Below are 12,734 nucleotides of genomic sequence, written 5' to 3'. Positions count from 1 at the left end.
AACTGTATTTTAGGGGTCAATGTGGTTAAATGATTTTGGAAATAAAAGGATAAAACACCCATGCAATTCTTAGCACGAGATCATTTACAGAGCCTACTGGATGTCTTAATACGTTCAGGTTATCGTTGTTTGGGGCCGCAGATTCGAGACGGTGCCATTGTATTTGATACGCTCACGTTGGTGAGCCAGTTACCGCGAGGCGTGCGCGATCAACAAAGTCCCGGCCGTTATCAACTCACTGACAGCGACGATCCGCGTTATTTTCTATGGGCGAATGGGCCGCAGGCGTTAAAACCGCTCACTTTCGCGCCGCGAGAAGTGTTGTGGAAAGTCGAACGTGATACCCGCGGCAATTTAAGTTTCGTCGAAACGCTGCCCACTCCGATTCCCACTGCCGTGATTGGCGTGCGCGGTTGCGATTTGGCTGCTTTGCAATTGCAAGATCAACATTTTTGTTATCAAGACTATGCGGATACTTATTATAACCGTCGTCGCCGTAGTTTGTTTTTAATTGCTTTGGACTGTGCGCATCCGGCCGACACGTGTTTTTGTCACAGTACGGGCGATGGGCCAGATGTGCAATCGGGTTTTGACATGGCGTTGACGGAGTTGGACGATGGTTTTTTGTTGCGCGTTAAAAGCGAAAAAGCCAAAGAAATCGCCGCACAATTGCCCCTAATCGAAGCCCGCCCAGAACACTATCAAGCCGCAACCGCACAACATCAAGCCGCTATCGCCGCACAAACCCGACATTTAGCCTCACGTCATTTGTCAGAAGCCTTATTTTCTCAATTAGACCATCCGCGTTGGGCGGAGGTGGCGGCGCGTTGTTTATCTTGTACCAATTGTACCTCAGTTTGTCCCACTTGTTTTTGTCACAATCAGACCGAAGAAGCGAGTTTTGACGGGAAAAACAGCACCCATTATCGCCAATGGGATTCGTGTTTTACGTCAGGTCACAGTTACATGCACAGTTTTGTTTTGCGAGATTCGGCGTTACTGCGTTATCGCCAGTGGTTGACGCATAAATTAGGCAGTTGGCATGAGCAGTATGGGCGCAGTGGTTGTGTGGGTTGTGGTCGTTGTATAACTTGGTGTCCCGTAGGAATAGATATTACAGAAGAAGCCAATATCATTTCAGGAGTGTCTGCTCATGCCTAGTCAATCTTTTGCCAATACGCAAGAAGACAATTTGTATTTGCCACAAGAAGCGGAAATTGTGCGTTTTGTGCAGGAATCGAAAACTATTTTTACCCTGCATTTGCGTCTAACCGATCCCGTCGCTCATGCCACGTACACTTATCATCCCGGCCAATTTAATATGTTGTATTTATACGGGGTGGGAGAGGTGGCGATCTCTATTGTTTCCGATCCAGAACACGAAGATTTATTGATTCATACGATTAATCGGGTCGGCCGAGTTACCAAAGGTTTTGCCGCATTAAAACAAGGGCAACGGATTGGTATTCGGGGGCCTTTCGGACGCGGTTGGCCGCTGCGTGAGGCTGAAGGACAAGATTTAATTATTGTATCGGGGGGATTGGGTTGTGCGCCGGTGGTGTCGGTGATTAATTACATTTTGCGGCGGCGGGAGCGGTTTGGTCGTTTGACTATTGTGCAGAAAGTGAAACATGTGGATGAATTCATTTGGCCAGATCGTTATGAACGTTGGCAAAAAGTGCCAGATACTCATGTGTTGGTGGCTTCCACCGAAGGCGCGCCCAATTGGCCGTGGGAAGTGAGTCCGCGGATTAAGGTGATTGAAGAAGTAAAAGTACACACGGATCGCACGATGGTGATGATGTGTGGCCCAGAGGGCATGATGCGTTCTGCCGCGCAGCATTTGATCGAAAAAGGGGTGTTAGCGCGTTCGGTTTATCTCAGCATGGAGCGTAATATGCAATGTGCAGTAGGACATTGCGGACATTGTCAATTTGGGGCGAGTTTTATTTGTAAGAATGGCCCTGTTTATTCTTATCCTGAATTAGAGCCGTTATTGGGGGTGCGTGGGTTTTAACGAGTAGGGGCAGATTTTTATATCTGCCCTAAATTCAGCAGTAAATATACCAAAATTAAGTCATTCATAAAATTTTTCTGTCAGAATCAGAATTTACAGAATTTTAGGATTTTCAGAATTAAAGAATAAAAAATCGATTGAAAATAAACGACTTGCAAGAGTCAATTTTGAAAATTCTTGTGTCTGTAAATTCTGATTCTGACAAAATAAAGATTCTATGAACCACATCTTTTGGGTATAGTAGTTAAATAGAAACATTCAGCCATTAAAAAACGTTTATTTATTGCCAAATAGACTCAAAACATTAATATTTTGTTTAACCCACTTAAACTTGATCGAAATTTTCAAATACGATATAACTATCTTATAGATCATGTTACTTTTGGAGTACTAATTTGGGTGGATTACCAATTCCTAAACCTTCTATATTAGATACGTTGAGAGTTGTTGCTATAGAAGGCGGGAGAAAAGTGTTTAAGGATGATTCTCAAAATATTTACTACACATGGGATTCACTCCATGGGGAACTAGAGGCTTTCAATAAAAATGGTCGGCATTTAGGGGTTGTCTGTCCTAAAACTGGGTTATCCATTAAACCCCCTGTAAAAGGACGAAAAATAAGTAAGCAGAACTAGGAGATTAACATGACTTTTATAGAATTATGCCTTGATGGTGATGTACTGGAAGATGAGATCGATGATTTCGTCGATAACTGGCATGAAGATGAAACCATAAACTGTGAATTGCATGAATATTTGGGGATGACTTGGGAGGAATACTCAGTTTGGGCAACTCGGCCATCCATTCTTCCATTTATTTTGTCTGCAAGAAAAAGAAACACCACATTTGATATAGAACTTAATCAAGAACGATTAGCTTTAGCAGCTAGAACTGAGACGGTAGAAGAAGCAAAACGTTTGGAGTCTTGGCTAAAACAAATTGGTAAAATACAGTGACTCCCGTTGAAAAAATGGCGATGCGCTTGCTGAGACGGCGCAATTTGCAACCGCCCTTCGATTTGGATGCTCTGGTTGCTGATTATGCTTCGGTTGAATACCTCCGCTTTCCACATGCCTTATCCGCTGATGGAATTACTATTGGCATCGGCGGAAAAAGCAAACCTCAAATTCTAATAAATTCTTCTACACCAAAAACGAGAAGAAAATTTACTCTTGCCCATGAATTGGGTCACATAATAATCCCATGGCACACAGGAACAATTATTTCTCATACGGACTGTGTCAATACGAATTTTGAATATTTTGAGTATAGGGAAATGGAGTTGGAAGCCAACCAGTTTGCGGCAGAGTTGTTGATGCCTCGAGACTGGATCCAAAAGCTAAATAAAGAATGTAACTCTTTAGCATTCCTTATAAGAATGGTTTTGAATTATACAGGTGTATCTAGGGATGCGGCACTAATTCAAATTTTTAAGACAATTAACACCCCAATTGTTTGTGCATGGGTGGGTGATAATGGTGAGTTAAAACAAAATTATCGTACCCGTACTGCTCCGCAAACAGATTCGTTGTGTGGTAAAAATCTTTTTGAGTCAAAATCTTTTGTAACAGCCACTTCAGAAGAAACTTTTAGTCTTGGGGACAGAATCTATAAGTCGTGGATTTTTGGTAAAATAGAGATTATAGAAGTGGAACCTAGTGCATGGCGTAACATTCTTGCCCAAATTCTCAATGAGACTGGAAAACAAGAGTTATTAAGCAGCATTAATGCAATTTTACCTGCAAAGTATAGTTCAAACAAAGATAAATCTGAGCAAGAGCTTTGCTCTTTAATAATGCGGGCATACGATGGACGGAGTAAATATGATGAAATTATTTCTCATCCATTATTTCCACAATATGTAATGAAGCGAGTTAAGGAACTGAGGAAAAAAGAAAAATCTAACAACACATAGAAATATGAACGAAATTTATATTCTTTCATTTACAGAATTTTCAAAATAAATATTTTCTGGAAATTAACTCTGTTAGTTTTTTGTTCTTAAATTCTATAAATTCTAATTCTGATAAATGCTGCCAATTATCGAAGACCAAATACTGCATCTTGCCATGACCAAAGTTATGTTCAGAATGGTGTAAGATTGTTTGCCGTTTTAGTCTTACGACTATCAGGTAAGTTTTCAGACATTTCCACGATTCTTGGAAAAATACGTTAAGTTTGTTCATCATCTTTACTTTCAATCAGTTACAAAAACATTGTTGGGGGTAAAGGGTTAAATTGAGAATTGCTGCGGGCGCGTCTAAATACTTGTGTGATTATTAAAAAAACGCTATACTTCACTGTTTTTTACGGCTGCTCCCAAAAAACCTCACGTGTTCAGCTCAGGGAGCGCGCATTTATTTTGGGAGAACTGGGAATGATGTATGCTGTGATCAAGACCGGAGGCAAACAGTACAAAGTACGCCCCGGCGATGTGTTGAAAATTGAAAAATTAACCGCCGAAGCCGGCGAAAATGTTGATTTTGATCAAGTATTGCTGGTTGGCGACGATGACAAGGTTGAAGTCGGCACCCCCATCGTCAGCGGAGGCAAAGTGTCTGCCACGGTGCGCTTACAAGCCCGTGCGCCAAAAGTAAAAATTATCAAATTCCGCCGCCGCAAACATTACCGCAAACAAATGGGACACCGCCAGTATTATACTGAAGTGCAAGTCACCCAAATTGCTGCCGATGGTTTCACGACGGCCATTCACACGAGTTTGGATAAATAAACCCGTTTTTTTCTGGAGATAGCCCAAATGGCACACAAAAAAGCAGGCGGCAGTAGTCGCAACGGCCGCGATTCCCATTCCAAACGCTTGGGCGTTAAACGCTTTGGCGGCCAAGACGTGCTGGCCGGTAACATTCTGGTACGGCAACGCGGAACACGTTTCCACCCCGGTCTGAATGTTGGTATCGGTAAAGATGATACTTTATTTGCTAAGGCGGATGGCACGGTTAAATTTGAAGTCAAAGGCCCCAAAAATCGCCAATTTGTCAGCATTATTCCTCATGCAACGGCTTAGTTCGTATTAATTGATTGGAATGTGCATTTTTGCGTTCTGCGCTGTATTTTTTTAAAAAAGCCCCGTTTTGGGGTTTTTTTTGGCATGTCACTATGAAATTTGTCGATGAAGCCACGATAGAAGTTATCGCTGGCCGCGGTGGAGACGGTTCAATGAGCTTTCGCCGCGAAAAATTTATTCCTTTCGGTGGCCCCGACGGGGGCGACGGCGGCCACGGGGGCGGAGTGTATTTGGTCGCAGACAGCGGCTTGAATACATTAGCTGATTTTCGTTATCAACGCCTTTACCGCGCCCAACCCGGTGAAAACGGCAAAGGCAACCAATGCACCGGTAAAAGTGGTGAGAATCTTTATATTCGCGTCCCTATTGGTACGGTGGTTTTTGATCAAACAACCAACGAATATTTAGGCGATTTGGTGAAACATGAACAAACGCTGTTAGTGGCACGCGGTGGGCTGCGCGGTTTGGGTAATCTTAATTTTAAAAGTAGCACCAATCGCGCCCCACATTATGCCACGCCCGGTACGCCCGGTGAGCAGCGCGAATTGCGTTTAGAATTGCAAGTGTTAGCCGATGTGGGTTTGTTGGGTTTGCCCAATGCGGGTAAATCCACGTTTATTCGTGCGGTTTCTTCGGCGCGGCCGAAAGTGGCTGATTATCCTTTTACCACGTTATACCCACAATTGGGCGTGGTACAGTTGTCTTATGAGCAGAATTTTGTGATTGCTGATATTCCCGGTTTGATTGCGGGAGCAGCGCACGGCGCGGGTTTGGGGATTCAGTTTTTAAAACATTTGGCGCGGACTCGTTTGTTGTTACACATCGTGGATGTGATGCCGGTGGAGGGCGATCCTGTGTCGGCTTTTCACACGATTGAAGCTGAATTGGCCGAATATAGCGCAGATTTAGCACAGCGAGAACGTTGGTTAGTGTTGAATAAATTGGATTTATTGGCCAGCGATGAACAAGAAGATTGGGTTGAAACGTTGGTGACAGAAATGGGTTGGACAGGGCGAGTGTTTCACGTGTCTGCGGCAACGGGCGCGGGATGTTTAAACTTGTGTCAGCAAGTGATGCAGTATTTAGAAACACTTCCTCCGCCAAAATCAGCCGTTGCAGCATTCTCCCAAGCAGAAGAAGAACGTCCAAAAACTGATTTAGACATTGACAGAGAGTCAACATGACGACGGAACGGGAAAATTTAGGTCGGGCTAAACGTTGGGTAGTCAAAATCGGCAGTGCTTTGCTGACCAACGAAGGCCGTGGTTTAGATAAAGAAGCAATTGCCGATTGGGTGGCGCAGATGGCGCGATTGCGCCAAAGCGGTATTGAATTGGTGCTGGTGTCATCGGGTGCGGTGGCCGAGGGCATGAAGCGTTTGGGCTGGCAAGAACGCCCCGACGAGTTGCATCACTTACAAGCCGCGGCTGCTGTGGGACAAATGGGCATGGTGCGGGCTTACGAATCATTTTTTGAACAACACGGCATTCATACTGCACAAGTGTTGTTGACGCATGATGATTTGTCGAATCGTAAACGTTATTTAAATGCCCGCAGTGCCTTGAAAACCTTGATAAGTCTAGGCGTTGTTCCCGTGATCAATGAAAATGATACCGTCGCCACAGATGAAATTCGTTTCGGTGATAATGATACTTTAGGCGGTTTGGTGGCAAATTTGATTGAAGCCCAGTTATTGGTGATTTTAACGGATCAACAAGGCTTATACGAACGTGATCCGCGCCAAGACCCCACCGCTGCGTTGGTAAAACAAGGTTTTGCAGGAGATGAACAGTTAGAAGCCATGGCCGGTGGCAGTGGTGGCCGTTTAGGTCGTGGTGGCATGTTGACTAAATTACGTGCTGCTCGTTTAGCCGCTCGTTCGGATACAGCGACGTGGATTGTGTCGGGACGAGTGCCTTCTGTTTTACTCAAAATCGCTGAAGGCGCGGATTATGGCACGTTATTATTACCCGCTCAACCGAAATTATTAGCCAGAAAACAATGGATTGCCGCGCATTTAAAAGTCAGAGGCGAGATTACTTTAGACGCAGGCGCAGTACAAAAATTAACCCGTTCGGGCAGTAGTCTTTTATCCATTGGAGTCACCGCAGTCAGCGGACAATTTACCCGCGGTGATATGGTCAGTTGTGTGGACAGCGAAGGACGAGAAATTGCGCGGGGTTTAATTAATTATTCCGCTGAAGAAACATTAAAAATTATGCGCCAACCGAGTCACCGCATTGCTGAATTATTAGGCTATGTGTCTGAATCTGAATTAATTCATCGGGATAATTTAGTATTATTGTGAATGGATTAATGTTATTAATATAAATAGATATTTTCTGATTATTCTCGCCATTTCTCGCTCCCACGCTGGAATGTGAGAGCGGGAGAGAAATTATTTTTGTTTGGGTACTTTTATCCGTATGGCCTAAATCAAGCCCACTTTAGGCCATCCAACCATTCTCAATTTAAACCCTACCAAACCACCTAAAAATCACACTCAGCGTGCTTTTCAAGTTAAAATCCGATTTTGAACCCTATTGATCGGCTCTTAAACGTTATGCGAATGATGTTTTTCAGCCAGTCTCTATCGTTTCAGCACTTGAAAGAGCAATTTAAAAAATTGGGCGAACACATTAACCTTTCAACAAAGGATAATGCGCCACGAATTGAAAACGCAGGAAATTGTCCAAACCATAAGGAAAGTGATGGGAGTGGTGCTATTTTCTGTTTTACATTTTGTGCATAAAGGAGTTTATCAGTGTTTAAATTATCGCGTAAAGTATTATCACTGGTTTTTTTACTGTTTCCCGTGTGGACACAAGCGGGGGAAGCGGCTGTTTTAAATTTCATTGGCTTTTCTCAAGAAGGTCAATATTTAGCTTTTGAGCAGTTTGGTACTTACGATGGACAAGGCGGTCATTTTTCCAATACTTATGTGATAGATGTGGCTAAAAATAAATATGCGATTAAGCCCCAACTTCACGAAAATGTAGAAGGTCATTTAACGCTATCTGATTTTCGTCAAAGCCTTGCTTCATTACAACATACTTTTCTTGCGCCTTATCAAATTATTCCTGACAATAAAGGACAGCAAGTGGTGGGTCGTTTATTCACAGATATAGGTGCAGATCGTGGCAAAGTGCAGTTTTCTTTACATCCGCCATTAGCTCCTTTAATGCAAGATACTTACACGGTGACTTTAGAAGAAATTAATGCGGCGAATGAGGCGGATTGTTTTGGTTTTGGTGAAGCCAAGCGGTTTCGTTTAAAAATTACCCACGATCAAACCAAAACAACACAAGTTCTACAAGCAGATCGTCAATTGCCCCCCAGTCGGGGCTGTGCGTTAGGTTATCGTATTCAAGATGTTTATATTTATGATAATCAATGGGTTAGTGTTTTTCTTAACCTATTTACTTTGGGATTTGAAGGGCAAAGTATGCGTTACCTAGTGGTGACGGGACGCTTGCCCGTACCGGCGGATCAACGCGACGCGGTGAAGGGCTAAATGTTTGATAACTTGAGAGAAGATTGGCGTACTCACTATCGTAATCCAGCACGGCAAGGGCTTTGGGTGATGGTGGTGTATCGCTTTGGGCAGTGGCGTTATGGTATAAAATCGCGCTGGTTGCGTTTACCTTTTTCATTTCTCTACAAATTTTTGTATTTACTGGTACAAATTTTGACGGGGATCGAACTGCCTTGTGAGACAAAATTAGGGCGGCGGGTACGTATTGATCATTTTGGTGGCATTATCATCAGTGGTGATGCGGAAATAGGAGATGATGTGATTATTCGCAATGGAGTCACCATTGGTTTGCGCCACACGGATCGGCGGGGCGCACCCAAAATCGGCCATCGAGTGGATATTGGTGCGGGTGCGAAATTACTGGGAGCGATTACGATTGGCGATGATGTGGTGATTGGTGCCAACGCAGTTGTTATACATGATGTACCCGCCAACAGCATCGCGGTGGGTGTTCCTGCCCGCGTCAAACCCAGACAAAAAACCACCTCACAAAACCAGCAGGATATGCAACATGAAAGCACGGAATGATTTGATTTTAAATGGAATTGCGATCAATCATTTAACTTTTGCTGAGACTGTAGAGAAAATTATCGAATTAGCCCGTCAACAGCAATCTCAACTCATCGTCACCCCCAATGCCGATCACATTGTGCGCTTGGCCGATGACGCGGCTTTTCGTGAAGTGTATGCTAAAGCGGCTTTACGGGTTGCGGATGGAATGCCGTTGATTTGGGCTTCTCGGTGGTTAAAAAATCCCTTGCCTGAGCGCGTAACGGGCGCAGATTTGCTGCCTGCGTTGTGTGAACAAGCGGCAAAAAATGGCTTGAGTGTTTACCTGTTGGGTGCGCCGCCTGGTGTGGCACAGCAAGCCGCGGAAATTTTGCAAAAACGTTACGCGGCTTTGTCCGTGGTTGGCACGTATAGCCCACCGTTGGGTTTTGAGAAAAATCAGGAAGAAATTGAAAAAATAATTCGACAAATCAATGCCGTAAAACCACATATTTTATTTGTCGGCTTGGGATCGCCAAAACAAGAGTTTTGGATGGCAAAATACCAATCACAACTTCATGTCGGAGTGATGTTAGGCATTGGTGCGGCCATTGCCTTCGCCGCAGGCACGGAAAAACGCGCTCCGCGCTGGATGCAACGAGTGGGTTTAGAATGGTTGTTTCGCTGGGGACAAGACCCGAAACGTTTAACCAAACGTTATTGGGGCGATTTACGCTTTTTTTATTTGGTGTGGCAAGAAAAACGAAGAGGATAACCAGACTCGGAGAGAGAATAACAAATTGTTTTTATTATTAAATTTTAATAAAATACTCTAATTTTATTTTTCTCTTTCCTCAGCAAATAGCGGTAGAAAAAGCACGTATTTTAAACCATTCTTTTTAGGAACATAAAACCCATGTTAAATCACACCCAAGCCGCTGATATTTTAATTGTCGATGATACTCCTGTTAATTTAGACATTTTAAAATTGGTCTTAACACGGGCAAGTTATTCGGTACGAACCGCCACAAATGGTATCGAAGCCTTAAAACAAGTCGAACAGGCCATTCCTGATTTAATTTTGCTTGATATTTTAATGCCAAAATTAGATGGTTTGGCGACGTGTAAAGCTTTAAAAGAAGATAAGAAAACTTGTGATATTCCGATTATTTTTATCACTTCTTTAGATGATGTGGAACAGAAAGTAAAAGGCTTTCAAGCCGGTGCAATTGATTATATTATCAAGCCATTTCAAAAAGAAGAGGTGTTAGCCCGCATTTATAATCATTTGCAATTAATTTCGCAAAAACGCTTATTAAAACAGCAAAATGAACTATTGCGTAATTTTTCTAAAATTGCCGCAAAGGATTTAAAAGCTCCATTAATTCGCATGAGTGGTTTTACTAAAATTTTATTAAAAGATTGGGATAAATTATCCACGAATCCACAGTCTTATGTGCAAGAAATTGAAGACAGCCGTTATCACATGTTAGCGAGTATTGATAACTTATTATTGCTAGAAGATATTCGTAAGCCTAATGTGGATGTAGAAAAAATTATGATGCGGGATATTATTCAGGATACTCGCGTGCAATTAAGTTATTTATTGGATAAATATAACGCTAAAATTAATTTAGTATCTCACTCGTTTCCCATTGTGTTAGGTTATCGTCCGTGGTTGGCGAAGATTTGGGAGGTTTATATTCGTCATGCTTTGGTTCAAAATAGCCTTTCTGCGCAGCTTGATATTGGGGTGACGGTGTCCTCTAAACAGGCGCAATTTTGGTTGCGAGATTATGGTGTCACGTGGTCACGTTCTCAGTGGCTGCAATGGATTAATACTGATATTATTAACGAGTTAAATAGCCTAGACAGTAAAACGTTAGAATTTGCAGTGATTAATGGTTTAATACAGCGTATGAAAGGACAATTGGGCTTAGACGTTCCCAATAAAGGCAATGGCAATATTTTATCTTTTACTTTACCTTTGGCTTAATTTACATTATTAAGGAATGCCTTTATGACATTACAAATCATTTCTACCCATCCCATTGCAGGACAAAAGCCCGGCACCTCTGGTTTACGCAAAAAAGTAACGGTGTTTCAACAACCGCATTATTTAGAGAATTTTGTGCAGTCTATTTTTAATGCCTTAGATAATTTTCAAGGCACGACTTTAGTTTTAGGAGGGGATGGGCGTTATTATAATGTTGAAGCGATTCAAATTATTTTAAAAATGGCAGCAGCAAATGGATTTGGGCGGGTTTTAGTCGGTTTAAATGGCATTTTATCGACCCCTGCCGCTTCAGCATTAATTCGTCAATCGCGGGCGTTTGGTGGCATTATTTTATCAGCCAGTCATAATCCTGGGGGAATAGAAGGCGATTTCGGCATTAAATATAATATGGGGAATGGTGGCCCCGCACCAGAGAAAATAACGGATTTAATTTATCAATGCAGCCAAGAAATTAGCCATTATCGCATGATAAAAAATGAAACCTTTATTGATTTAAGTCAATTGGGACATCACCGTTTAGGCGAAATGCACATTGAGGTGGTTAATTCGGTGTTAGATTATGCTGAATTAATGCAACAGATTTTTGATTTTCCAAAGATTCAAGCCTTATTTCACTCAGGATTTCGTATTTGCTACGATGCCATGCACGCGGTGACAGGGCCGTATGCGAAATTTATCCTTGAAAAACAATTGGGTGCGCCAGAAGGCAGTGTGATCAATGGCATGCCGTTGCCTGATTTCGGGGGCGGCCATCCAGACCCTAACTTGACTTACGCGGACGAGCTGGTTCGTATTATGTATGGCGATAACGCGCCCGATTTTGGCGCGGCTTCGGATGGGGATGGCGACCGTAATATGATTTTAGGGGCGAATTTCTTTGTCACGCCCTCAGACAGTATTGCAATTTTAGCCGCCAATGCCCACTTGGTGCCGGGCTATCAACACGGTTTAGCGGGCGTGGCACGCTCTATGCCCACCAGCGCAGCCGTCGATAAGGTCGCGGAAACATTAGGAATTCCTTGTTTTGAAACGCCAACAGGGTGGAAATTTTTTGGTAATTTATTGGATGCAGGAAAAGTTACCTTGTGCGGTGAAGAAAGTTTCGGCACGGGGTCTAATCATGTGCGAGAAAAAGATGGTTTGTGGGCTGTTTTATTTTGGTTAAATATTTTAGCCGTCAAACAGCAATCTGTCAGTGAAATTGTACGGGAACATTGGTTAAAATATGGGCGTAATTTTTACACGCGCCACGATTATGAAGCCATTGATACAGAAGCGGCTCATCGTGTCATGGCGCATTTAAGACAACAAATGCCCTTATTATCTAAACAATGTTTTGCGGGCTATTGTGTGCAGCATTGTGATGATTTTAGTTACCGCGATCCTGTCGATAATAGTTTGAGTGAAAATCAAGGATTGCGCATTTTATTCGATCATCAAGCGCGCATTATTTTCCGCTTATCTGGAACAGGTACTGAAGGTGCAACATTGCGCGTTTATATTGAAGCCATGTCCAACGATAATGCGGAACATACGCAAGACACACAACACGTGTTAGCTCCTTTAATTAAAGTGGCAAATGAATTGGCAAAGATTACTGAATTAACAGGGAGAACAGAACCTTCTGTCATTACCTAATTTATTGTGAAAT

The 12,734-nt window shown here is 42.8% G+C and carries 14 protein-coding genes; all 14 read left to right on the top strand.

What is annotated here, in order from left to right; genetic code table 11:
• The first annotated feature begins 60 nt into the window (after positions 1 to 60).
• The 14 genes from TPSD3_RS03445 to TPSD3_RS03375 all read left to right on the top strand — a co-directional run bounded on the left by TPSD3_RS03445 (position 61) and on the right by TPSD3_RS03375 (position 12,721).
• The gene (locus TPSD3_RS03445; RefSeq protein WP_086487185.1) at positions 61 to 1,161 is read left to right on the top strand and encodes a 4Fe-4S dicluster domain-containing protein; all 1,101 of its coding nucleotides are present in this window, start codon (positions 61 to 63) and stop codon (positions 1,159 to 1,161) included.
• On the top strand, positions 1,154 to 2,017 hold the full coding sequence (locus TPSD3_RS03440; RefSeq protein ID WP_086487184.1) for an FAD/NAD(P)-binding protein: 864 nt from the start codon (positions 1,154 to 1,156) through the stop codon (positions 2,015 to 2,017). The genes TPSD3_RS03445 and TPSD3_RS03440 overlap by 8 nt, the downstream gene beginning before the upstream one ends.
• Before the next feature lie 395 nt (positions 2,018 to 2,412).
• Positions 2,413 to 2,652, top strand: coding sequence for a colicin E3/pyocin S6 family cytotoxin (locus TPSD3_RS18285; protein ID WP_086487183.1), 240 nt, complete (start codon positions 2,413 to 2,415; stop codon positions 2,650 to 2,652).
• Positions 2,653 to 2,661: 9 nt separating this feature from the next.
• The gene (locus tag TPSD3_RS03430; RefSeq protein WP_086487182.1) at positions 2,662 to 2,973 is read left to right on the top strand and encodes a hypothetical protein; all 312 of its coding nucleotides are present in this window, start codon (positions 2,662 to 2,664) and stop codon (positions 2,971 to 2,973) included.
• The gene (locus tag TPSD3_RS03425) at positions 2,970 to 3,932 is read left to right on the top strand and encodes an ImmA/IrrE family metallo-endopeptidase (protein ID WP_086487181.1); all 963 of its coding nucleotides are present in this window, start codon (positions 2,970 to 2,972) and stop codon (positions 3,930 to 3,932) included. The genes TPSD3_RS03430 and TPSD3_RS03425 overlap by 4 nt, the downstream gene beginning before the upstream one ends.
• 465 nt (positions 3,933 to 4,397) lie before the next feature.
• Positions 4,398 to 4,748, top strand: a complete 351-nt coding sequence (gene rplU, locus TPSD3_RS03415; RefSeq protein ID WP_086487368.1) for a 50S ribosomal protein L21 — start codon at positions 4,398 to 4,400, stop codon at positions 4,746 to 4,748.
• Between the two features lie 27 nt (positions 4,749 to 4,775).
• Positions 4,776 to 5,042, top strand: a complete 267-nt coding sequence (rpmA, locus tag TPSD3_RS03410; protein WP_086487179.1) for a 50S ribosomal protein L27 — start codon at positions 4,776 to 4,778, stop codon at positions 5,040 to 5,042.
• 92 nt (positions 5,043 to 5,134) lie between these two features.
• The gene (gene cgtA / locus TPSD3_RS03405; protein ID WP_086487367.1) at positions 5,135 to 6,226 is read left to right on the top strand and encodes an Obg family GTPase CgtA; all 1,092 of its coding nucleotides are present in this window, start codon (positions 5,135 to 5,137) and stop codon (positions 6,224 to 6,226) included.
• On the top strand, positions 6,223 to 7,350 hold the full coding sequence (gene proB, locus TPSD3_RS03400) for a glutamate 5-kinase (protein ID WP_086487178.1): 1,128 nt from the start codon (positions 6,223 to 6,225) through the stop codon (positions 7,348 to 7,350). The genes cgtA and proB overlap by 4 nt, the downstream gene beginning before the upstream one ends.
• Before the next feature lie 456 nt (positions 7,351 to 7,806).
• On the top strand, positions 7,807 to 8,556 hold the full coding sequence (locus TPSD3_RS03395; protein ID WP_086487177.1) for a DUF2259 domain-containing protein: 750 nt from the start codon (positions 7,807 to 7,809) through the stop codon (positions 8,554 to 8,556).
• Positions 8,557 to 9,105 carry a serine O-acetyltransferase gene (locus tag TPSD3_RS03390; RefSeq protein WP_086487176.1) on the top strand — a complete coding sequence of 183 codons (549 nt, stop codon included), beginning with the start codon at positions 8,557 to 8,559 and terminating at the stop codon, positions 9,103 to 9,105. It begins immediately after the preceding gene.
• On the top strand, positions 9,089 to 9,841 hold the full coding sequence (locus tag TPSD3_RS03385; protein WP_086487175.1) for a WecB/TagA/CpsF family glycosyltransferase: 753 nt from the start codon (positions 9,089 to 9,091) through the stop codon (positions 9,839 to 9,841). Before TPSD3_RS03390 ends, TPSD3_RS03385 begins: the two co-directional genes overlap by 17 nt.
• Before the next feature lie 141 nt (positions 9,842 to 9,982).
• Positions 9,983 to 11,062, top strand: a complete 1,080-nt coding sequence (locus TPSD3_RS03380) for a response regulator (RefSeq protein WP_086487174.1) — start codon at positions 9,983 to 9,985, stop codon at positions 11,060 to 11,062.
• Between the two features lie 24 nt (positions 11,063 to 11,086).
• Positions 11,087 to 12,721 (top strand): alpha-D-glucose phosphate-specific phosphoglucomutase, encoded by a 1,635-nt coding sequence (locus TPSD3_RS03375; protein ID WP_086487173.1) that lies wholly within the window; start codon positions 11,087 to 11,089, stop codon positions 12,719 to 12,721.
• The last annotated feature ends 13 nt before the right edge of the window (positions 12,722 to 12,734 follow it).

The organism is Thioflexithrix psekupsensis (assembly GCF_002149925.1).
GTDB lineage: Bacteria > Pseudomonadota > Gammaproteobacteria > Beggiatoales > Beggiatoaceae > Thioflexithrix > Thioflexithrix psekupsensis.
This window is presented reverse-complemented; position numbering and strand designations above follow the sequence as displayed.